The organism is Cellvibrio zantedeschiae (genome assembly GCF_014652535.1).
In the GTDB taxonomy this organism is placed as follows: domain Bacteria; phylum Pseudomonadota; class Gammaproteobacteria; order Pseudomonadales; family Cellvibrionaceae; genus Cellvibrio; species Cellvibrio zantedeschiae.
The window spans coordinates 2,023,496-2,046,347 of record NZ_BMYZ01000001.1 but is presented as its reverse complement, the minus strand read 5'-3'; the positions used below and the strand labels follow the sequence as shown (position 1 = coordinate 2,046,347).

The 22,852-nt window shown below is 43.3% G+C and carries 19 protein-coding genes; 8 read left to right on the top strand and 11 right to left on the bottom strand.

The window, feature by feature from the left end; genetic code table 11:
- Nucleotides 1–114 precede the first annotated feature (114 nt).
- From IE104_RS09065 to IE104_RS09050, 4 genes are all read left to right on the top strand, one after another.
- Entirely contained in the window at nucleotides 115–798 is a 684-nt protein-coding gene (locus tag IE104_RS09065) for an ABC transporter ATP-binding protein (protein WP_189417661.1), read from the top strand.
- Nucleotides 799–818: 20 nt separating this feature from the next.
- The gene (locus IE104_RS09060) at nucleotides 819–3,311 is read left to right on the top strand and encodes an ABC transporter permease (RefSeq protein ID WP_229837749.1); all 2,493 of its coding nucleotides are present in this window, start codon (nucleotides 819–821) and stop codon (nucleotides 3,309–3,311) included.
- Between the two features lie 86 nt (nucleotides 3,312–3,397).
- Nucleotides 3,398–4,795, top strand: a complete 1,398-nt coding sequence (locus IE104_RS09055; protein WP_229837748.1) for an MATE family efflux transporter — start codon at nucleotides 3,398–3,400, stop codon at nucleotides 4,793–4,795.
- A 96-nt stretch (nucleotides 4,796–4,891) separates the two neighbouring features.
- Nucleotides 4,892–7,276, top strand: a complete 2,385-nt coding sequence (locus tag IE104_RS09050) for a carbohydrate-binding protein (RefSeq protein WP_189417659.1) — start codon at nucleotides 4,892–4,894, stop codon at nucleotides 7,274–7,276.
- 121 nt (nucleotides 7,277–7,397) lie between these two features.
- On the opposite strand, the gene IE104_RS09045 is transcribed toward IE104_RS09050, so the two are convergent.
- Genes IE104_RS09045 through IE104_RS09025 form a run of 5 tightly spaced genes read right to left on the bottom strand, consistent with a single transcriptional unit; the run spans nucleotide 7,398 to nucleotide 12,727 of the window.
- A complete protein-coding gene (locus IE104_RS09045; protein WP_189417658.1) occupies nucleotides 7,398–9,218 on the bottom strand; it encodes a glycosyltransferase family protein in 1,821 nt (606 codons plus the stop codon).
- Between the two features lie 36 nt (nucleotides 9,219–9,254).
- Entirely contained in the window at nucleotides 9,255–11,096 is a 1,842-nt protein-coding gene (locus tag IE104_RS09040) for an NPCBM/NEW2 domain-containing protein (RefSeq protein WP_189417656.1), read from the bottom strand.
- Nucleotides 11,097–11,122: 26 nt separating this feature from the next.
- The gene (locus IE104_RS09035; RefSeq protein WP_189417655.1) at nucleotides 11,123–12,094 is read right to left on the bottom strand and encodes a glycosyltransferase family 2 protein; all 972 of its coding nucleotides are present in this window, start codon (nucleotides 12,092–12,094) and stop codon (nucleotides 11,123–11,125) included.
- Between the two features lie 2 nt (nucleotides 12,095–12,096).
- Complete coding sequence (locus IE104_RS09030) at nucleotides 12,097–12,498, bottom strand: GtrA family protein (RefSeq protein ID WP_189417654.1); 402 nt, start codon at nucleotides 12,496–12,498, stop codon at nucleotides 12,097–12,099.
- Nucleotide 12,499: 1 nt separating this feature from the next.
- Nucleotides 12,500–12,727, bottom strand: coding sequence for a 4-diphosphocytidyl-2C-methyl-D-erythritol kinase (locus tag IE104_RS09025; RefSeq protein ID WP_189417653.1), 228 nt, complete (start codon nucleotides 12,725–12,727; stop codon nucleotides 12,500–12,502).
- Nucleotides 12,728–13,016: 289 nt separating this feature from the next.
- Here IE104_RS09025 and IE104_RS09020 point away from each other — a divergent pair, with 289 nt between their 5' ends.
- From IE104_RS09020 to IE104_RS09010, 3 genes are all read left to right on the top strand, one after another.
- Complete coding sequence (locus tag IE104_RS09020; protein ID WP_189417652.1) at nucleotides 13,017–13,448, top strand: MerR family DNA-binding protein; 432 nt, start codon at nucleotides 13,017–13,019, stop codon at nucleotides 13,446–13,448.
- A complete protein-coding gene (locus tag IE104_RS09015; RefSeq protein ID WP_189417650.1) occupies nucleotides 13,445–14,677 on the top strand; it encodes a permease in 1,233 nt (410 codons plus the stop codon). Before IE104_RS09020 ends, IE104_RS09015 begins: the two co-directional genes overlap by 4 nt.
- A gap of 97 nt (nucleotides 14,678–14,774) precedes the next feature.
- Nucleotides 14,775–15,665: a M28 family peptidase gene (locus tag IE104_RS09010; RefSeq protein WP_189417649.1), complete on the top strand. Its 891-nt coding sequence runs from the start codon at nucleotides 14,775–14,777 to the stop codon at nucleotides 15,663–15,665.
- 27 nt (nucleotides 15,666–15,692) lie between these two features.
- Here the strand turns inward: IE104_RS09010 and IE104_RS09005 are convergent, their stop codons facing one another.
- The 6 genes from IE104_RS09005 to IE104_RS08980 all read right to left on the bottom strand — a co-directional run bounded on the left by IE104_RS09005 (nucleotide 15,693) and on the right by IE104_RS08980 (nucleotide 21,196).
- A complete protein-coding gene (locus IE104_RS09005) occupies nucleotides 15,693–16,451 on the bottom strand; it encodes a YciK family oxidoreductase (RefSeq protein ID WP_189417647.1) in 759 nt (252 codons plus the stop codon).
- A 128-nt stretch (nucleotides 16,452–16,579) separates the two neighbouring features.
- Complete coding sequence (locus tag IE104_RS09000; RefSeq protein WP_189417645.1) at nucleotides 16,580–17,251, bottom strand: HAD family hydrolase; 672 nt, start codon at nucleotides 17,249–17,251, stop codon at nucleotides 16,580–16,582.
- A gap of 98 nt (nucleotides 17,252–17,349) precedes the next feature.
- Nucleotides 17,350–18,054 carry a bifunctional 2-polyprenyl-6-hydroxyphenol methylase/3-demethylubiquinol 3-O-methyltransferase UbiG gene (gene ubiG, locus IE104_RS08995; protein WP_189417644.1) on the bottom strand — a complete coding sequence of 235 codons (705 nt, stop codon included), beginning with the start codon at nucleotides 18,052–18,054 and terminating at the stop codon, nucleotides 17,350–17,352.
- Nucleotides 18,055–18,064: 10 nt separating this feature from the next.
- On the bottom strand, nucleotides 18,065–19,378 hold the full coding sequence (locus IE104_RS08990) for a TRZ/ATZ family hydrolase (protein ID WP_189417642.1): 1,314 nt from the start codon (nucleotides 19,376–19,378) through the stop codon (nucleotides 18,065–18,067).
- Between the two features lie 110 nt (nucleotides 19,379–19,488).
- A complete protein-coding gene (locus IE104_RS08985) occupies nucleotides 19,489–20,223 on the bottom strand; it encodes a TIGR04219 family outer membrane beta-barrel protein (protein ID WP_189417640.1) in 735 nt (244 codons plus the stop codon).
- An 85-nt stretch (nucleotides 20,224–20,308) separates the two neighbouring features.
- Nucleotides 20,309–21,196: a LysR family transcriptional regulator gene (locus tag IE104_RS08980; RefSeq protein ID WP_189417638.1), complete on the bottom strand. Its 888-nt coding sequence runs from the start codon at nucleotides 21,194–21,196 to the stop codon at nucleotides 20,309–20,311.
- A 229-nt stretch (nucleotides 21,197–21,425) separates the two neighbouring features.
- Here IE104_RS08980 and leuC point away from each other — a divergent pair, with 229 nt between their 5' ends.
- Nucleotides 21,426–22,850 carry a 3-isopropylmalate dehydratase large subunit gene (gene leuC / locus IE104_RS08975; RefSeq protein ID WP_189417636.1) on the top strand — a complete coding sequence of 475 codons (1,425 nt, stop codon included), beginning with the start codon at nucleotides 21,426–21,428 and terminating at the stop codon, nucleotides 22,848–22,850.
- The last annotated feature ends 2 nt before the right edge of the window (nucleotides 22,851–22,852 follow it).

The following is a 22,852-nucleotide window of genomic DNA, read 5'->3' as shown; positions in this document are numbered from 1 at the left end:
TTTTGTGACTGCATCTTTAACGCATTATGCCTCGTCAAACTTGATTGCGAAACTTAACATTGCTTTGATAAGCATTGTGGCAATATTTGATTTTACAACCCAAGAGAATTAATTATGTCGTCTGCATTAATACTTGATGTACGAGCAATAACGAAATCAGTGACCACCCAGGAAGGTGAGTTGGAAATATTGCAACCTATCACATTGAGTGTTGCTGCGGGGGAATCCCTTGCAATTACAGGAGCCTCTGGCTCAGGCAAATCCACCCTCTTGGGTATTTTGGCAGGATTGGATGTACCTACCTCTGGCGAGGTCTATCTGGATAATAATAGCCTCACCAGCCTGGATGAAGAAGGCAGGGCTAAGGTGCGTGCTCAGAGCGTGGGATTTATATTTCAGTCATTCCAGCTTTTGCCCGGACTAACCGCATTAGAAAATGTCATGTTGCCGCTAGAGTTGTGCGGCAACAAACAAGCTCGCAGTTTGGCCACAGAATTTTTGCGTCATGTAGGCTTGGAAAAACGTCTTAAGCATTACCCACAACAATTATCCGGCGGTGAACAACAACGTGTTGCGATAGCTCGCGCATTTGCCAGTCAGCCTAAAATTCTTTTTGCCGATGAGCCCACCGGAAATCTGGATAGCGCAACCGGCGCAAAAATTATTGATTTATTATTTGAATTGAATCGTTCGCAAGGTACTACATTAATATTAATTACCCACGAGCAGCGTTTGGCTTCTTTGTGCCATAAGCACATTGAGCTTTCTGCTGGCAGCATTATTTCTAACGATCTTTAACCATTTAAAGAGGAGATGAAATGATGTTAGCTCTACAATTATTACTACGTAACTGGCGCAGTGGCGAGTTAAAGCTGCTCGGTGTTTCCATTGTGTTGGCAGTCGCTGTGCTCAGTGGAATTGCAATATTTACTGATCGTCTTGAATCAACTTTGATAAATCAGAGCAATGCACTGCTTGGTGCGGATTCCTGGATAAATAGCACCCGCACGATGAATCCTGAGTGGAAATTGCGCGCTCAGCAAGATGGTTTATTACAATCTAATACTATTGAATTTTCGTCAATGGTTTATGCCGGTGACGAAATGCATTTGGCTTCCGTTAAAGCGGTGGAAAAAAATTATCCATTACGTGGACAACTAAAAATTAGCAACAAACCTTTTGCCATGGATGCGAAAGATATTCAATTTGCAACATCCGCTCCGCGTTCGGGTGAGATCTGGGTAGATTCTCGTTTGCTGGCGCAACTTAATATTAATGTGGGCGATAAGCTTTTTATTGGTGACCTCGAATTACAAGTTACCCATGTTGTGATTCGGGAGGCGGAAAGTGGAAGTTTCTTTTCAACCTTGGCTCCAAAAATTTTGATGAGCATAGATGATGTTCCTGCCACGCAGGTTACCAAGGAAGGCAGCAATATTTCCTACTCGTGGCTGCTCGCCAGTGATAAGGATGGCAAGGTCGATAAATTTATTGAATGGTTAAAGCCTCAGCTTAGTAAACATGAAAGAGTGGGTAGTGTTGCTACAAGCCAAGAGCGTTTGTCTAACACCTTAAAGTCCAGCCGAAATTTTTTACTCTTTGCGGCCGCTATTGCTGTTTTGTTAGCTGGTGTTGCAATTGCAATTGCTGCGCGCCAATTTTCGGAACGCCATACTAATCAAGTTGCTTTAATGAAAAGCTTGGGCACCAGCGCTAACAGAATTCGGCAACTGTATTTTGGGCAGCTATTTATATTAGGTAGTATTGCGTCTGCATTAGGATTGCTGTTGGGTTGCGCAATTGAAATTTTTGTTGCTCATAATTTAGAAAAAAATTACAACCTGGTTTTGCAAGGCGGACATCTTCTGCCATATGTGTTGAGCTTTTTTAGTGGTTTGATCTGCCTCACTTTTTTTGCGCTGCCGTCGCTGTGGTTTTTACCAACAATTCCGCCGTTGAAAATCCTGCGTAAAGAAATGGAAGTTAGTAGTTTGCGCTCCTGGGGACAAGGAATTTTGGCATTGTTTGCAGTGGTTGCTTTGATATTTTTATTTAGTCAGGACATAAAGCTGGCGGCAAGCATTAGTGGTGCGCTAGTGGTGATTATTATAGTCTCCTTGCTGCTGTCATGGATGCTGTTGTTGATCAGCAAATCACTCTCCACAAAAATGGGCGGATTTGGACGCTTGGCATTTTCTAATTTGCAACGCCGTAAAGGTCAAAGCCTTGTGCAGATTATGGTGTTTGCCATTGCAATCATGTTATTAGTTACCTTGGCTATTGTGCGCACGTCATTAATTGATGATTGGAAAAGCCAGGTTCCGGAAAATTCACCTAACCATTTTTTATTAAATATTGCTCCAACGGATGTTGATAACGTTAGATCTATGCTGACGAATGAAAAATTAATAAGCGCTCCCCTATATCCCATGATTAGAGGTCGGCTAATTCAAATTAATGGATCTGTTCCTGATGAGGAAATGGTTAAAGGTGCGAATGCTCTGCAGCGTGAACTCAATTTAACCCAGGCAGAGGTTTTAGCGGAAGACAATAAAATATTACAGGGTGAGTGGTGGGATAAGTGGCATAAGACCTCTTTGCCCGGTGTATCCGTAGAAGATGGTGTTGCTAAAAGTATGAATTTGAAATTGGGTGACAAACTACGTTTTTCATTCGGCGGGCTTGAGCTTGACGTGCAGGTTGCAAGTATTCGCAGCTTAAGCTGGAAGACAATGAACCCTAATTTCTTTTTCATTTTTGAACCGCAAGCACTTGATCCTTTTTCACCAACTTATATGACCAGTATTTATTTGCCGGCGGAACAAAAGCTTTTTATTAATCAGTTGCTACGCCAATACCCGACTATAACGGTTATCGAGTTAGATCGGATTATTGATCAGATACGCAATATTATTAATCAGGTCAGCGACGGTATAGGTTTGGTATTGTGGTTAACGCTTGTTGCTGGTTCCCTTGTGCTATTTGCAGCGGTGATGAGCAGCATCGATAGCCGTAAGCAGGAGGCTGGCTTGCTACGCGCCCTTGGTAGCTCTCGACAATTAATTTTAGGGAGCGTTTTAGTAGAGTTTTTGGTATTGGGATTGCTGTCTGGTTTGATTGCTGTTGTTGGGGCGGAGTCGTTACTGCTATCTATGCAAAAATTTATTTTCAAAAACCCTATGCAACCTCATTTTATTTATTGGTTGATTGTACCTTTTGGCAGTGCTGTGTTTATCAGTGTGTTGGGTGTGTTGTGTTGTAGACCGGTGGTCACAACGCCTCCAATGGTGGTATTGCGTGAAGCGAGTTAACAAGCTGATAAAGTTGGAATTCTTAATATCCTTATAGGATCTTTACCTTTGGCCTCAGGGAAAATTATTCGCTAAATTGGTAACATGTGCATCAACTTCATCTTGAGTTGTTGTTGATGCACAAATCTCCTAAAAGTCAGGTATTGGAAAAAGGTTTGTGGGGTATGAGCGCCCCCATGTTCTTTGACCAGGCTGTCACTTATACCATCCCCCTCGTCGATATGTATTTCCTCAGCCGTGTATCTGATTCGGCTGCGGCAGCAGTCGGCGCAGTTACACCTTTAGTGTTTGTTGCTAATGCCTTTTTGCAAGTCAGTGCGTTTGCGGGTGCAAGTATCGCTGGTCAACGCATTGGTGCCAATGATTATCAGCGCGGTAATGCGACTATTGGCGCTTACAGTTTCTTTGTTATTTGTTTATCTATAATTGCGATTCTCGCGGTAAATTATGGTGGCTGTGTTGTAGCTCGCGCGATGAACCTAAGTGACGCGGTCGAAACCTACGCTGTTGAATACTTATCTATTATTGGTTGGATGGTGGGTTTTTGGGGCTGCCGTTTAATCTACCAAACTATTTTAAATATTTATGGTGCACCCAAATGGAATACTTACAGTAATGTAATCTTTTTTTCGGTAAACGTAATTGGAAATCTGGTAGCGGTTTATGGATTCAAATCTATTCCACCATCAGGTGTCACGGGCGTAGCGCTTGCCAGTATTTTTGCTGCGTTTAGCAGTTTATTGTTTGTTATGGCAGCTGTACATTTCCGGTTGCGAATTCATATTCCTTTCAAATCATCATTTGCGCAGTTTGGTGTGTTGATGACACCGATATTATTGATTGCCGCGCCTGCTATTTTGGAGCCTATGTCATTCCAGGGTTATATGATTGTTTTGAACTGGATTGCGGCAGGCGTAAGTGATCTTGCGTTAAAAGTAAAAATATATACTTACAATACGTTTCTTTTTTGTTTAATGATTTCAATCGCACTCAGCATGGCAACAGAAGCTATTATTGCGCAGCGAGTTGGGCGTAAGGAGTTTGATTTAGCGCATTTACAATTGCGGCAAAGTTTAAAAGCTTCGCTTATTGGTACAAGTATCCTTGCTGCACTTTGGTTGGTGTTCAATCAACCGATTTTAAAAATGTTTACGAACGATCCTGAAATTATTTCTATAGGGTTTTGGGTTTTCTTGTTAGGTTTCCTGGCAGAACCTATGCGCACGACCAATATTATTATTGGGGGGGCGCTTCGCTGTACTGGAGACGCGACTTTCACTTCAGTATCCAGTATTGCAGTGATCTGGCTTTTCTCAGTGCCTCTGGCTTATGTGTTAGCTGTGCCCCTACACCTCGGTATATTCGGATTGTTGATAGCAGCGGTTCTAGACGAAGGCGTGCGTGCACTCATTAAATATTTCCGTTGGAAGGCGCGTAAGTGGCAGGGGTATGGAGTAGTGGTCAGGGAGTCACCAGTTTCATAAACTGCTTCATTACTCAAAGGATGAATAATGAACAAAATAGGTTGTATAATATGCAATCTATAATAATTGATCTGTTTTTCTCAAAGGGAGATTGTAATGGTGCGGGCATGCTATAACTTATGCGTAAAAAAATCCTCCTTATTTTTGTGGGTTTGTGTTCTTAGTGCTTGTGGTGGTGGATCTGGTGGTAGCTCAACATCGACAGGTAACCCAGGAAGTAATTCAACACCCGTTGCATCAAGTGCCCCTGCGGTTTCATCTTCTGCACTATCAAGTGAGATCTCTAGTAAAGATCAGGCGAGTTCAAGTGAATTATCTGGTTCAACAAGTAATACAAGTTCGAGTACTGTTGTTGCCTCTTCATCGCAACCTTCCTCTATATCAGCATCAGTGATTGAAAGTAGCTCGCGTTCTTCTGCTATTAGTTCTGCCAGCTCTTATTCATCTGCTATCAGTTATTCCAGCCTCAGCTTGTCTAGCCAATTTTCACTCTCTTCCTCTATTTTCAGTTCGTCATTTTCCAGCTCATCCAGGTCTTCGAGCTCGTCTTCCATTGGACGAGATATAAATAATAAATTGGAAGGTGAGCGTAATGAGCGCACTTCAGGTATTTGGTATGACACTAATAATGATGATGTGAACGGCCAGCACATTGCGGGAATAGAGGCGGGTGATTATGTCGAGTGGGATATAAATGTACCTGCGGGCAATATTTTCAAATTGACCTCACGTAGTGCAACGATTGCTCTAAGTAGACAGCAAATAGAAATTGATGGTATTGAAGTTGCCGAGTTGGGTTTATCTTCAACCGGATCATTCAATAGCTGGCAAAGTTTTGATTCAACATCTTTTAGAGTTGCCGCTGGTTTACATAAGTTACGTATTAAATTTACGACACCATCCCAGGTTCTGAACTGGGTAAAGTTGAGTCCAGGTTTTGCAACACCGAATGAGAATGTAGAAATAGGGTTGTGGCGGTTGGTGAATAGGGACACCAGAATGACCTTAACTCGTGACCCGGTTTCGGGCAATTTAGTTGAGTCTGAATATTCTGGAAATATCAAACAACAATGGCGTGTTAAAAAGCTGGGTGATGAGCGTTTGCAAATTTCTTTGGAAGGCTCTGGTGAATGCTTGACCCCTTTAATTTCAAAAGGCTTGGCTACGTGCGGGGATGCTAGTGGTTTTTGGGCATTAGACATGTTGCGTGCCCGCAGTGAGGAGAGGCCAGCGATTTACCAACTCCGTTCGTTCTACGGAGGGTGTGTGGTCGCTCATCCGCAAACAGGAATTGCTATGGGTGAGTGTGGAGAACATGCTCGTTGGTATTTCGAGCCAGTGGGTTATGGCGAGCGTTCCAAGCCAGTTGAGTACGAAGTTAAATCATTATTATTGATAAAAGAATTTACTAATGTACCTGGTTTGGCTTCAGCAAGAATAGCTTCAGATATCATGGCAGCTGCAAGTACATCATATGAAAGGGATGTTGCCTTGTGGTTTAAACGTATGACTGATGGCAGAGTTACTTGGAAAGCAGAAACTGTGATTTCGCCCAATCCAATCACATCATTTACCAATGATGGAGTAACTTATCTTCCGGCCGCCGTAAATGTGCAGGACGATGTACAACGATTTGTGCCCATTGGTAAGTACGATACGGTTACCTTATTTTTTACACCAGGCAATGTATCCGGAGGTTGGGGCTGGGGGCAAGGAAGTAGCAAAGAGTCAAATTATACCTTATGGGCAACCGTGAATGGTGGCACTACCCCGGCAGCTCAATGGATTTCCGGTGCCAATGAGCCAACGGAAGTTTTTATTCATGAACCCATGCACGGATTCGATTCGCATTTTGATCGTTTCGGATTACCGTTACCCGAGGGTTATTTACATGGTGCGGAATTTAATAAATATAAAAGTGAAACTGATGGCTGGATGCCTTGGTATCGCGATTATTGGTTAGGTACCGTTATCGCTACTGATGATACTTATCGTGGATATGGTCCAAGAATGTTTCGGCGAGAAACAGTAAGAGCTTTTGCAACCGCTAGAGATTCCGTTGGAGTAAATAAAATTATCCAGGTCACAAGTGGAATGTGTTTGTCGACCAAAAATGGAGTGGTTAATCCCGCTGCCGGGACAGAAATAGTTTTTTCATTAACGTGTAATACAGATGCATCTTCGTTTCAACTTCGTGAAAACGGTATGCTTGAATTTATGGGATCTTCGAGCACAGGCACGGGCTTTTGCGTGCATCCTTCTGGCGGTACCGCTGGTGTAGGCGTTCCCCTTGTATTATGGCCAGCTTGTGTTGATCCTGGCCTACCAATACAAGTGACAAGTCAGGGAAGCCTCCAAAATATCAAAAGTGGTTTGTGTATTCATCCAAATGGCGGGTCATCAATGCCAGCAGAAGGTACGGGTGCTTTTTATTGGAGTGGCTGTGATGCAGATTATCTGAGATTTAAACTTACTCGTTAATATAAATTTTGGATGCCTTTTTATGAAGCAGATTAACAAAACCAATGTTTCTGGAAATATTGGTTTTGTTAAATGAAAATAGATTTGATCCGGATAGGCCTATAATTTTTATCTGTGCTGATTAGATAAGTTTAATCCAGTATAAAGAGCTTGCTCCAATTATTCCTAGCCCCAATGTAAGAACAGCCGGAATGGGAAGCTCCTTTGGTTTTTTCCACGTTAAACATGCAAAGAAAATGATATTTATCAATACAGGATATATGTATCTAAAGTCAGTGTTGCATGATAAAGGTACTTTAATACGGTAAGCCAGCAATAATAAAAAAGGTAAAACAAGCGTTAAAATCCACGGAAGATATTTATAGGCTCCCAAGATCATTTCTCTTCTAGTTGTGTAGGGTTGTTTTTGTAAAAAATAAATACAAGTGCCGGCAAGGGCACACAAAAGAAATATGCCGTTACTCACTCCCCAATATTTTAGCGCATCGCCCTGAAAATAAAATTCCGACGTAAGGCTTGAGCGCCATACAAAATTCCAGAAATATTGCCTCCCCGAGATATCATCCCAAGTGCTAATAAATGGATGTAATACGTAAGTTGCTAAGTCAAAGACTAAATAATTTTCTAGATTGTTATTTACTTTTAGACCTGAATTTATACTTTCACTTACGTTTGAGAGCAACCAGTCGCTTGAAGTGCCTTTTAAATAGTAATAAATATTGTCTCCAAAGTTTAATAGGAGTGCGGTAGCGAAAATAGCAGACATTATAGAAAAATCGCGAATAAGTTTGGTTTTCTTTGCTTGAAAGTGTTGTTTGTCCGTAAAGATTAAAACCATATGTAAGAAAAATAACGCTCCCAGAGTGCTAGTCATCGCTAATCCATTGGATTTAGTTAATAAGGATGCCCCCATCCACAAGCTGGCCCAAATTAAATCGCTTGATGCACGAGTCTTCCACCATTTAAGCGTGTAGAAAAATGAGAGGCCATAAAAGGCATAAAGACCCAAATCATTCCCAATTCGTATGCTATGAATAATCCCCGCAGGCCATAAGCAGAATGCGAGGCTGGAAATTAAAAGCGGTACCAATCGTTTTCGAAAGGCTATGTGCAAGCAAGCAAGACCACTTACAAGAAAAATAACCCAAAAATAAAGCGCTAAGAGTTGTGCCCATAAATCACTGGCAGCCTCGGGAATGTGGCCGGTAACTTTTGCGGTTGCGGCAATTAAATAATAAAGCGGCGGTTGATGATATTCCCATCCCTCGCCAGGGTTTGGTAAATTCTTGTGATGGATTAAATGCTCTATATAATCTTTATGTCCGCCACCTTCATAAACATCAAAAGTCCGTGTGCGCGAATCCGTTTTGGATAGATACATTACCGACACTATTAATCCAGCAAGAAGAAATAGTTTTTGTGCATGTGAAATTTTTAAGGTGCGGCTAAGAAACAAGGCGAAGCTAAATAAGCTAAACGCTATGCCAATCAATTGAGTTGTTGTTAATCGTTGGGTTGTTTCCAGGCGAAATCCAGTAGGATTACTTTCGTTCACTAAATCAAATTGAAATACATTGGTTTGGTCTGGTTTTAAATTATTAAAACTCATTAAAAATCCAGACCCATAATTTCTGAGATCGGAGTGGGGAATATTATTTAATGGAATGTTTTCCCCATTTACGCGGATGGCAACAACTTCATCATCCGGCGTTATACGAAACTCCTGGTATGCACTGGTAACGTTTTCCAGGTCAACGCTAATGGTGTAGCGCCCTACAAAATCCTCAGAGAATGGAAGTGAGACAATGCGGTGTTCATTTGGATTGGATGAAAATTCTACCTTGCCCAAGGTGATAGATTTCCACGTGGAAATCCACATGAGCATAAGTAGTATTACTATGCATGCTCCCAGGCTTATTAACGGGGGTATTAATTTTTTCATCGTTATCTCTTTAGCTACTCATTAGCTTTCTATCGATCAGTCTTTACGTAGTGTGAGAATGGGCTGAATCCAGTCGGCATGGTCGCTACTAATGTCGCCCATTCCTGACACACGCAAGCTTAGCTTTTTGACATTTTCAACAGGCAACTTGATAGTCTCCAGATTTTTTTCGGCGCCATAATAAGGCTTCGATTCCCACAAGGGTTTGTCGTCGCCCCATATCGAAAAAATAACGCTGGCAGATTCTGTTTCATCATCTAATCCAACAATAAAACTAAATTCCTGTGCGTTATGTGGAATTAAATAATCAATTTGGGAGTTGGCATGTGTACCTAGCCCATCTGCAAATCGTCTTCCTGCGATTGCTAATACAGTTCCATTGGCACTCTTATTGATATTTAAATGGCCATAATCCTGATGACTACTAAAAGGTGTCATTTGCGTTAGTACAATCTGATTTTCGACAAGCGTAATTTTATGAATGCGGGTAGTCTCAATGAGATAGTTGCACAATATGTAATTAGCAATAATAAAGAAGATGATATATGTGTATTTGAATCCAAATAAAGTAGACGTTAAATCTTTTATAAAGATTTCCCAGGAGCGCCTATAGAAGAGCTCCATGATGCCATAAGCAAGCACGGCGAGCATAAGCCAGGAAATAAGAGGCCATACACCATTGGAGGTTTTAATGCCCATACACATTGCAAGGTTGAATGCGGAAATAAAACTGAACGCTAAAGGATAAATAATCTTTCGAGGGCTTATTGCAAAGCAAACGAGGGATGAAACAACGGCCGGTAATAAGTAGCGCTCGTGCATGGCTGGCAGTAAGGTAAAAAATGCCGTTGAGCACAAAACAGCATAAAATAAAATATCCTGGGCGAGCAGCGTATTATTCGCAGCATATTTTTTGGCGCGCAAGTTTATTAAGCCCTGCGTAAAAATTCCCAGGCAAACACAGGAGAAACTAATCATACCAAAATGTTTTGCGGTAAATATTTTTGCCATAACCGGATTGTTTGACATTCCGAATAGCACGATGGAGTCGGGTGCTGCATTACCTGTCAAAAGAATCCAGATATTGGCTGCTCCCATGGTGGTTGTGCCGTATTGCTTCAACACATCTACATAAGCAAGCTTGAACGAGGGGATAAAATTATATGTGACTACATACGGCAGGAATGCAATCAGAAAGACAGCAAGGCAGAGTATGCTTGCTTTCAAGTGGGTTTTATAATCAGTAAAAAATAAGATACCAAAAACAGGTGCAAAGGCGATCATTTGGAATTTAGTAAGTAAACCCAAACAGTAAAGCGGAAATGTGTAAATTTTGTAGGAATTACTTGTGCCTGCAATGAGTGCAAGAACCACAGGTATTACAGGTACAACATCGATTTGCCCCCATATTGCACCATTAAAAAGAATTGCCGGGTTTAACGCCGTTAAGACTAGGGCCGCGTGGAAATGTTCTGGTGTCGATTTATATTTTTTGACAATAAAAAATACAAGAGCTGTTAGGCTAAGGTGAGAGATGACTATGGGAATCTGAGTTAGGTATTTTAAAAAAATATTATTCTCAACAGGGATATTCAAATGAGTATAAACTTTTGCCACAACATACAACCAATGAATGTACATTGGCGGATAATTACCATTGAAATCGCCATAGCCTTTATTAACAAGCTGCTTTACCCAGTCCTCCCAAAAACCCGTATCGCTGCCATTGCTATCCCAAAAGAGCAGGATGAAATTGCAGACGATAACAGCAATCAGATAAACCTGTAGCCAATAACCGTAATTAAGAGCTTTTAACGGTGTACCAGTTTGGCTGGTGATGTGATTAGCAGCGTAGTTATTATTTTTTTCGCTGTACATGGCGATCTCTTGGTTTATCCGCGTTATTAATGCTTACGTACGACATCACTAATATGGTACTTCGGCCTACCTTTCACCTCTTCATAGATTTTGGACATGTATTCACCAATCACGCCCAAACATAAAAGCTGAACGCTGCCGATAAAAAGCAATGGCAAAAGTATAGATGCCCAACCCGGTACTGCGTGGTCAGAAAAAATACGAATGCCCAACACCCACAAAATTAATACGAAGGATGCAAAACCAGAACAAAGACCAAGCACCGTAATCATTCGGAGTGGTACGGCTGAAAATGCAGTAATGCCTTTCCAGGCGAAGGAGAGCATTTTCTTGAGTGGATATTTGCTCTCGCCGAGTTCACGTGCCTGGCGTTCGTATTCAACCACTGATGATTTAAAACCTACCTCACGCACTATACCGCGTAAAAATAAGTTGGACTCTTTGTATTCTTTTAAAGCTTCCAGCGCGCGGCGCGATAATAAACGGAAATCAGCGTGGTTGAAAACCAAATCTACGCCCATTGTGCGCATGGTGTGGTAGTAGCCTTCGGCAGTGAAACGCTTAAAAAAAGTATCGGTTTTGCGCGCTGAGCGTACACCGTAGACGACTTCGTTACCTTGCAAATATTCATCCACCATGTTTTCAATATTGGCAGGGTCATCTTGTAAGTCGGCATCAATTGAAACGGTAATATCTTCAGTGGTTGTACAAAGGCCAGCGTAGAGTGCATTTTGGTGGCCTTTGTTGCGCGATAATTTAATCGCAACCACTTTGTCATTTTGCAGCGCGGTATTGTGCAAAATTTGCCAGGTGTTATCGCGGCTGCCGTCATCAACAAAATAATTTTTTGAATCAGGCGTAATTTTATTAGCGGCAATAAGCTTATCTAAAAGATCATTTAAGACCTGAATAGTTTTCGGCAAGCTTTCTTCTTCGTTATAGCAGGGGACTACCACTGCGAGAGACGGGATGGCTATTGCAGGTGTTCCACTGCTCATTATTATCTCCGGTATATCCAAAATTTATGCATTAAAAAATTGGCGATGAGGGTGAGCAGGGTAGCAAAGAGCTGTGCAATTAGGTAGGCGCTATTGATCAGAATTGTATCGACGAGAAGGAAGTTTATTAGCAGGTAATGGAAAATTGCGAAGAGTGTAGTGCTAAGCGCCATTCCCAAGGCAACGGTAACAATAAACTTGGGTAAGGTTTGTTTATGGCTGCTGTTACTGCCAAAGGTAAAATAATAATTAGCGAGATAGTTAAAGACCGCAGAACAACAATAGGAGAGGGCTGACGCAAAGGTTGGTACTAATCCAAAGACTTCTACAAAAAGCCCCAGGAATAAAAACTGAAGGAGCGTTGCCGCTCCTCCAATTATTACGAATTTGATAAATCTAACCATCCTATGCCCAGCCGACAGCTGCCCTTGCTCGTTCAATGTAAAGGTATTCAACCCTTTGTGTCAGCGGATGGCAAGCGTGGCGAAAATGATGGTGATCTATTGTTGAACCCATGTATTCCCAACATTGCCCTTCAAAGACACACAGATGATCGCCAGCATTCATTTTATAGGCGGCGAGTTCATCCCACATTTTGGACCATTCGGGGTTGTTGATATCAAGGTATTCCATAGAACTGCTCTGGTAATTAATCTTGTTCACTTATTGTGGTTTATTAAATAAGTTTGTCAAGAAGGTGATGCATATAAATGATTTTAAAGGATTTTTACTGATTAAAACCACATATTTTGTGATTAATGTCTCAAGCTGATGTCGCTTAAAGTTACATATTGTATCCTGTTTATAGTTTTTTTGGGATTTAAATACACAAAGTTACAAAAAACTTATGCTTGACCTTACAGTTACAGAAAGGTTTATGATGGTTCATTAACATTGATGTGAATTCTTGTGAGGAGAGACAATGAACATAAGTCAGGCAGCTGTTCAGAGTGGATTACCGGCTAAAACCTTGCGCTATTACGAGGAAATAGGGCTTGTGCAGCCAGCGCGTGCAGCGGGTAATGACTATCGGGATTATTCATTGGTAGATGTTGAGCATTTGCGCTTTTTGCAGCGAGCGCGCGCCGTAGGTTTTAGCCTGGAGGTGTGCAGGGAGTTACTTGATCTTTACCGCGATGAAAACCGTCGCTGCTCACAGGTTAAAAAATTAGTGCTTGAGAAGATCGAGCAGGTGGAGGCCCAGCTTCGGGAGCTTCATGCCCTTAAATCTGTTCTTGCTGATATGGCTAATGGATGTGCAGGCGACGATTCTGCCGAATGCACCATTATCGAAACGCTCGCGCAACCTAAATCTTCCTTAATGCCATTCATGTTAGTGGAGTCATCATCATGAGTGATTCTTGTTCCCATGAGCCCTCCAGTCAGGCCAAAGAAGCCAAGCCTTGCTGCGCAACTCAATCACATGATCATCACCATCCGGCACAATCAAAATCCTATTCAAATTTGGGGGAAAGCCCAGTTGTTGCAGCTACGGCCTCCTGTTGCAGTCCTGCAGTAGATCAGCATGAGCATGCCCAAAATATGGGTTGTTGTGAAAGCGACCACGGGCACGAGCACGGTGGTAAGAACGACTATTTATTATGGGGTTCGCTAAGTATTTGTTTGGTTTTTTATGTTTCCCATTTATTGGCGCCAACACTTTTACCAAATTTCTTGCAGCATTTTGCGCATAGTATTTTTGAAATGCTTAATAGCATGTGGTGGGGCGTGTTACTTGGTTTGGTTTTTGTCGGCGTATTAGCAAATGTTCCGCAAAATTTAGTGCTCTCAGTGTTGGGCAAGGGCGGCACCGTCAATGGACTTTTGCGCGCTACTGCGGCTGGCGTGTTGCTGGATTTATGTAGCCACGGAATTTTAATGGTTGGCACCAAGCTATATCAAAAAGGTGCAAGCTTGGGGCAAGTGATGGCATTTCTAATTGCCAGCCCTTGGAACTCGTTTTCGTTAACCCTAATTATGTTTGCGTTGATTGGTGTCAAGTGGACCTTGGCATTCATAGCATTTTCAATGTTAATTGCAATTATCAGCGGATGGATATTTGATCTTTGTGTTCAGCGAAAGATATTGCCCTCCAATCCGAACGCATTTGAGTTACAGGAAAATTTTCAGTTCTGGCCAGAAGCGCGCAAACAATGGTCAGCAGTTAGCTGGTCATTTGATACGGTTAAAACTGTGGTGCGCGAAGGTGTCAACGGTTCGAAGATGGTTTTACGTTGGCTATTATTTGGTGTGGTGTTAGCTGCGCTGATTCGCACTTTTGTAAGCGCTGAATTTTTTCAGCAATGGTTTGGTCCCAGCTTGATTGGAATTATCTTTACTTTAATTGCTGCAACGGTAATTGAAGTGTGTTCTGAAGGTTCAACACCAATTGCTGCGGATCTTTTAACGAGAGCCCACGCACCCGGCAATGCATTTACTTTTATGATGGCTGGCGTATCGACTGACTACACAGAAATTTTAGTGTTAAAGGATGCAACTAAATCCTGGAAAATATCTTTGTTCTTGCCGCTAATCACTTTACCGCAGATTTTGGTGGTGGGGTATTTGATGAATCGTTGGTAAGAATTATATGAAAAGTCGTTTTTTGCGTTCTACTATTCGTATTGTGTTTGTGTTGGCGGTAAGCATATTGTTGTTGTGGTTGGTTATAGCGCGGCCTTTGTTGATCACTAATAAAAATGAGAGCCATCGGTCTCTTATTAATCAAAATGATTTAAAAGAAACTGTAATATTTTTAAGTGAAAAAGTTTTGCCGAGAGATAGCCAGCATCCTGAAAATTTGGATATTGCTGCGGAATTCATTAAACAAAAGCTCAGCATGAGTTCTGCTTCTGCAATCTTTCAATCATATGCTGTGAATGGCAATAACTATAAAAATGTCATCGCGAGTTTTGGTCCAGATACAAAAGAAGTGATTGTTATTGGTGCGCATTACGATGCTTTTTCTACACATGCAGCGGCTGATGATAACGCCAGTGGTGTGGCGGGGCTCATTGAACTCGGAAAATTGCTAGGCAAAGTTCAATTAAAGCATCGTATTTTATTAGTGGCTTATACCTTGGAAGAGCCGCCTTATTATGCGACGGAGCATATGGGGAGCTTTATTCATGCAGCAAGCTTGAAAGATAACAAAGTACGATTGATGATTTCTTTGGAAATGATTGGTTTTTTCACTGATTCGCCAGGATCTCAGTCTTTCCCCATGCCGCTGTTGAGTTTATTTTATCCGGATAGCGGCGATTTTATCGCTGTTGTTGATTCGTTTTTGTCAAATGAGGCAGCACCTTTAAAGGCTAGTATTAATAAATATACTGATGTGCAAGCCTATTCTATTAATGCGCCTCGTTGGGTGCTGGGTATAGATTATTCAGATCATCGGAGTTATTGGTCGCATGGTTATCCCGCCATTATGGTGACTGATACTTCTTTTTATAGAAATCATCAGTATCACCAAGAGCAGGATACTTATGAGAGGCTGAATTATAAAAAGATGGCCGAGGTTGTTTACGGTGTCTTTCAATATATTCAAGTGTTGGATGCAAAAGAGTAAAGGTTATAAAAAATACAGGCGTTCTCTTTATTTGATTACGCTTGCTTCAAATTGTTGGCCGTTAACTCCAACCGATTCATCACTCATCAAATACAAATAATCACGCATTAAATCCTGCGGTGTTTTAATGGTTGTTGGATCTTCCCCCGGGTAAGCACCTGCACGCATTTTAGTTCTGGTGGCGCCGGGGTTGATGCTATTGGCGCGAATGCGTGTGGTTTCTTCCAGCTCATCTGCGAGTGTTTGCATCAAATTTTCAGCAGCAGCCTTTGATGCGGCGTAAGCACCCCAATAAGCGCGGCCTTTGTAGCCCACACTAGAGCCCGTAAATAAAATAGACGCATTCTTTGCTCGCTCCAGCAGGGGCATTACAGCTTGCGTCAGCATAAAGGGCGCGTTCACATTTACTTGCATTAAGCGCATCCAAACATCGGGTGCGTAGTTGGCAACAGGTGTGCGTTGACCTAAGTCTGCAGCGTTATGCAGTATGCCGTCGAGGTGATTAAATTCCTCGTTGATGGCATTGCACATATCAATAAAAGACTGTTCGTTGGCAACTTGAAAATCAATTGGGTAAATAGCCGCCTGCGGGTGACCCGCTGCTTCAATTTCGTCGTAAACCATTTCCAGTTTTTGTAGCGTGCGGCCAACAAGGATTACGGCTGCGCCGTGCGCTGCAAAAGTTTTTGCTGCGACGCGGCCAATGCCATCGCCTGCGCCAGTGACGATGATAATTTTATCGGCAAGGCAGTTTTGTGTTGGAATAAAATTTTCTGGAGTTTTCATGGTCAATAATCAAATAATTTAATTTAGATCTACAGTACGAGCTCTTTCGTCATACCTGCACCCAGTGCTTTTTTTCTTGCCAGGGTTTAAAGTCGCTGGATCCTCTGTGGGGATGACGATAGGGCGGTTTACAAATATTTTTCTACAATCGGCCAAATTTCTTCCGCATGTTCAACTCGGTAATCTGCTTGCCAGCTATCAATGTCTTCATTCCCAACGTAACCAAAAGCGGCAGCAATTGTTAGGCTGCCTGCACGTTTGCCACATTGGATATCACGTTCATGGTCGCCGACATAAATAATTTCTTCTGGCGTGCAGCCTAATTCTCGCGCTGCTAAAAATAATGATTCAGGGTGCGGCTTGCTGTCTTGTACGTGATCCGGGCAAATGACAATCGCGGGTGCGGGTTGCATATTTAATTGTTCCATCAAGGGAACTGTGTAAGCGGCAGGCTTATTGGTTGCGATACCCCAAGGAATATTGTGTTTTGCCAGATTGTTCAATAAATCCTGAACGCCTGGAAAGGGTTTGGTAAATACGGCTATGTGTTGTGTGTAAAGTTCAAGCAAGCGTGCACGCAATGGTTGAAAGGTTTCGTGTGCTTCTTCAATGGCGAATGCCATCATTACTAAAGCTTTTGAACCGTTTGATACGCAGGCGCGAATCATTTCGTGCGGTAATTCATCGCGCCCGTTTTCTTGTAGTAGTTTATTAACCACAGCGACGAAGTCAGGGGCTGTATCGAGCAGGGTGCCGTCAAGGTCAAACATAACGGCGCGGATTTTTTTTTGATTTTGCATAAATTGAGTAACACTTGAATTTACTTTGTCGGGAAGTCGTCATCCTCGCGTAACGGGGATGACGACTCCCTATTTAATTAATGTGAATTAGGAAATATTTATTGGGGTATCTTTTTGGCGTGCAATAAGTAATTCACACTCACATCATTTGCATCCAGCTTGTAATGCTTGGTGATGGGGTTGTAAGTCATACCACTAATGTCTTGCAGTTCCAAACCTGCTGCTCGTAACCACTGTGCTAATTCTGATGGGCGAATAAATTTGTCGTAATCGTGCGTGCCTTTTGGCAGCATCTTTAAAATATATTCTGCGCCCAGGATGGCGAATGCGTAAGCTTTGGGGTTGCGGTTAATGGTGGAAAAATACACATCGCCATTTGGCTTAACCAAATCCGCACAAGCTTTTACTACCGATGATGGATCTGGAACATGTTCCAGCATTTCCATGCAAGTTACTATGTCAAACTCACCTGCACATGCTTGTGCTTTTTCTTCGGCGGTAATGCGTTCGTAACTCATGGTTACGCCAACTTCCAAGGCGTGTAAGCGGGCTACTGATAAAGGTGCTTCGCCCATATCAATACCTGTTACATCTGCACCGCGTTGTGCGAGAGATTCTGCAAGAATACCGCCGCCACAACCTACATCAATCACTTTGCGGTGCGCGACCGGTGAGCGTTGGTCAATATAATTTGCACGCAAAGGGTTGATATCGTGTAGTGGCTTGAACTCGCTGTTCTTGTCCCACCAGCGGCTGGCGAGAGCTTCAAATTTTGCAATTTCAGCGGTGTTGACGTTTGCCATAATTAATTTCTCAGTTCTGAATTTTTTCTTGCCATTGGCGAACTTTGCTTTTCAATTCGCGTTCATTAAGGGTTAGCAATTCACGGTCTTGCATTAAGCATTTACCATTTACCCAAACGTGGGATACGCGATGCCCAACGTTGGTGTACACAAGCTGTGATGCTGGATTGTAAATTGGTTGTAAATCCAAATCGCCAATATGGATGGCAGTAATATCTGCTTGTTTACCCATTTCCAGGCTGCCAACTTTGTCGTCAATTCCCAAGGCTTTTGCCCCGTTTAACGTTGCCATACGTAAAGCGGTATGCGCATCAATTGCTGCGGCATTTTCACTGACGGCTTTTGCAAGAAGCGCAGCCGTTTTTAATTCGCTAAATAAATCCAAATCGTTATTGCTTGCAGCGCCGTCTGTTCCGAGTGCTACATTGACGCCAGCTTTTAATAATTTATCGACGGGACAAAATCCGCTGGCGAGTTTTAAATTGGATTCGGGGCAGTGAATTACGTGGGCACCGCTTTGTTGCAAAATCGCTATATCGATGTCATTTATTTGGGTCATGTGCACGCACTGCGTAAGCGGTGAAAGCAAGCCCAAGTCCATTAAGCGCTGACTGGGGCGCACGCCATATTGTTTGATGGATTCAGCAACTTCTTGTACGGTTTCATGTAAATGTATGTGAATCGGTGTGTCCATTTCCTGTGCGAGTACGGCGACTTTTTTCAATGTTTCGTCGCCAACGGTGTAAGGCGCGTGTGGGCCGAAACCAATGTTTATTAAATCGTTATCGCGAAATGTGTCGTGCAGAGCCAGGCCTTTGGAAAAATAATCTTCCGGCCCTGAGCCCCACGCGCAGGGGAAATCAAAAATCGTGAAATAAATTTGGCAGCGAATGTGCGCATCTAATGCAGCTTGCGCTGTTTGCTCCGGGAAGAAATACATATCTGCAAAACAAGTCGTTCCGCTTTTAATCATTTCAGCAATTGCAAGCTCAGTACCATCGCGTACAAATTGTTCATCTACCCATTTTTTTTCCGCGGGCCATATGTGATTGTTGAGCCAATCATTGAGCGCCTGATCATCAGCATAGCCACGCAATAAAGTCATTGCCGCGTGGCCGTGGGCATTAATTAAACCGGGTGTAATAATGTGTTCGAGTAAATTTTCTGTGCGCGCTGGGTTGTAGCGTTTAGCAGCTTCTTCTTGCGGAAGTAATGCAAGAATTCGCCCTTCATGAACAGCAATGGCACAATCTTTAAGAATGCGATTTTCTGGCACTACTGGAATTATCCAGCGAGCATTAATCAATAAATCTATCGGCGTCATGGTAGAGGCTTACAAGAATTGGAGGCGCGCAGTATATCGCAGATACGCCTGCCTAAAAGCAAAAAGCTCTGCACAGATTTTCCGTGCAGAGCTTTTTTGTTATCGCCATCCTAGAAATGAGCAATCAAAGCGGCGTAGGGGCCTTTTAACGTCATGTCAGCTTCCAGATCATTATCAGAAATCTTGATAGACATTTTGCGGTAACCGACTTCTACACCTACATCTACAACCGTATCGAACAAATAAGTGAGTTTGGCGGAGTAATCGCTCAGGGAGTTGTCTTGGTAGCTTGTGTAATTGCCTTCAACTCCGGCAGATAAGCCTGTGAAGGGCAAATCAAATTGCGCTTTTGCGTAAAGTAGGGGTGCGGTTAAATCTATTTTGAGGTTTTCGTTTGAGCTGGCGCTTTCGGTTCGTACATATCCGTCGAATTGACGGGCAGTGACACCGAGGTCCAGGTTAATCCAGTTGTCTAATAATTGGTAATAAAGAGTTGCATCGCGGTGGCTCAAATCAAAGCTGCTTTTTACCGATTCATTGGCCGCATATGTGGTATCACCAATGGTGAAGCTTTGGGTAACCGTACCCGTTTGTGAGCTTTTAAGGTTGGTTTGGGTCAAGCGAATGTTGGGAATAAACGGAATAGGGTGTTCAATCGCGACATAAAAATAGTTGTTGTAGTCTTCTTTTACTCCCAAGTCATTCAGGGTTACCGAGGGGTTACCCGCTTTACCGTCATAGTCAGAAAGCCATGAACCTGCACCTGCGTAAAGGCCAAGCACGCGGTCTGCGTGGGCAAATGGAGCCAGGAAGCTAAGGGTAATAATAAGGGGAAGTTTCTTCATGGGATGATCCTTTAAATCAATGAGACGGCCGTTAGTTTAGCGGTTAACGAGTGCTTTAGTGATTGTTTTGTAAGGAATTTGTGAGTTAGCTGACGAGATTGGAGGCAATTGGCGCTTTAAGTTGCTCAAGGAACGCACGAGCGGCGTTATTCAGGCTGCGTTGATTGTGATAGATGCAACCGAGCGAGCGGGTAAGAGGGGGGTGACTTACATCTAATACTTTAAGTTGGTCGTCGATAATACTGCTGGGAAGCACACCCCAACCAAGACCGATACTTAGCATCATTTTGATGGTGTCCAAATGGTTGGTCACCATGGTGATATCAAGCGGTTGGTTCTCGCGGTCAAACAAATCCTTAATTAAACGCGTGGTATAAGTGTTGATATCCGGCATTATCGCCTGATGCGGACTTAGATCGGCCAGGCGAAGATTCGCCAGCGTTGCAAGTGCATGGGTGGGCGACGCGACGAACTGGAGTTGGTCTTGCCAGAGTTCATTGCTGTTGATGCGCGGGTCTTGCTCGAGCGCAAGCGTAATAATGGCGATATCGAATCGGCCGAGGAGTACTTCGTGGTACGCATGTTCTGAATCCAAAAAATGTAAGTCTAATTTTACGTCTGGGTAACGCTGTGAAAATTCCCGCAAATAGGGTGGCAGGTAATGTAAGCCTAGATGATGGCTCGTTGCCACGCTGAGTTTTCCTGTGATGTCGCCCCGCAAATCTGCAATCTCGCGTTGGGCGGCTGTCACCTCTTTCAATATATTTGTCGCCTTATTCAGCAATAAGTTCCCTGCCTGGGTTAAAACCACTTGCCGACCGACTCGATCAAAGAGTTTGGCTTTGATCTGCTCCTCCAAAAGGGCGATGCGTTTACTGATGGCCGGTTGCGTCAGATGTAGGCGTTCACCGGCTCCCGAAAACGAGCCACTTTCTGCAATAGCAACAAACGCTTGAAGGTGCTGTGTATCCATCTTTCTGCTAAAGGCCACCGATTAGGCACCAATCCGTTCAGGTGGAGCCGACTAAATTACAACTTTTCAGCTGAACACAAGGTGAGCGGATTCGTCGTCATGTATTATTTTTATACTATTCCTTTTTGGAATGCAAACTATAAAAAAGATAAATTTGTTTTATGGTGCCTGCAGGCATAAACTCGCTTCACTTTAAAAGCTCTCTCTCAAGCCAAGCAGGAGTTGTTTTATGGCTAGCAAGAAAACCTTATACGACAAGTTGTGGGATGCCCATTTGGTCAAAGAAAGCGACGATGGTTCGTCGTTGATTTACATTGATCGCCACATCATTCACGAAGTGACTTCGCCGCAAGCCTTTGATGGCCTGCGTTTGGCTGGCCGTAAGCCTTGGCGCGTTGACTCGATTTTGGCGACGCCAGATCACAACGTACCAACTACCCAAAAAGAGCGCGCCCACGGTATTAGCGGTATTGAAGACCCGGTGTCATTGATTCAGGTACAAACCCTTGATGACAACTGCGATGAGTTTGGAATCGTTGAATACAAAATCAATGATCATCGCCAAGGTATTGTTCACGTAGTTGGCCCGGAAACCGGCGCTTGCTTGCCCGGCATGACCGTTGTTTGCGGCGATTCGCACACGGCAACCAACGGCGCTTTGGGTTCATTGGCCCACGGCATCGGCACCAGCGAAGTTGAGCATGTAATGGCGACCCAGTGTTTGGTTGCCAAAAAAATGAAGAACATGCTGATTAAAGTTGAAGGCAAACTCGGTTTGGGCGTAACGCCAAAAGACGTGGTGTTAGCGATCATCGCTAAAATCGGCACTGCCGGTGGTACAGGTTACGCGATGGAATTCGGCGGTCAGGTATTCCGCGATATGAGCATGGAAGGTCGTATGACCGTGTGCAATATGGCGATTGAAGCAGGTGCTCGTGCGGGTATGGTCGCTGTGGATCAAACCACTATCGATTATGTAAAAGGAAGAACCTACGCACCAAAAGGTGAAATGTGGGAGCGCGCAGTTGCCGATTGGCGTAATTATGTGAGTGATGAAGGCGCGCATTTTGATTCGGTTGTTGAAATCAATGGCGCTGACATAAAGCCGCAAGTGAGCTGGGGAACCTCGCCAGAAATGGTGGTTTCCATTGAAGATAAAGTGCCGGACCCAGCGCAAGAAACTGATCCAGTAAAGCGCGAAGGTATGATTCGCGCATTGCAATATATGGGCTTGCAAGCTAACCAACCGATTGAATCAATTTATGTGGATCGCGTGTTTATCGGCTCCTGCACCAACTCGCGTATTGAAGATATTCGTGCGGCAGCAGAAGTTGTAAAAGGTCGAACTAAAGCTGCATCGGTAAAAGAAGCCATTGTGGTTCCCGGCTCTGGCGCTGTTAAAGCGCAAGCGGAAGCAGAAGGTTTGCACGAAATTTTTATTGCTGCCGGTTTGGAATGGCGTGAGCCAGGCTGCTCAATGTGTTTGGCAATGAATGCGGATAAATTAGGTAATGGCGAGCACTGCGCCTCAACATCCAACCGTAATTTTGAAGGTCGCCAAGGTTACGGTGGTCGCACGCATTTGGTGAGCCCGGCTATGGCCGCAGCTGCTGCAATTGCTGGGCACTTTGTTGACGTTCGCACTTTCAATTAATA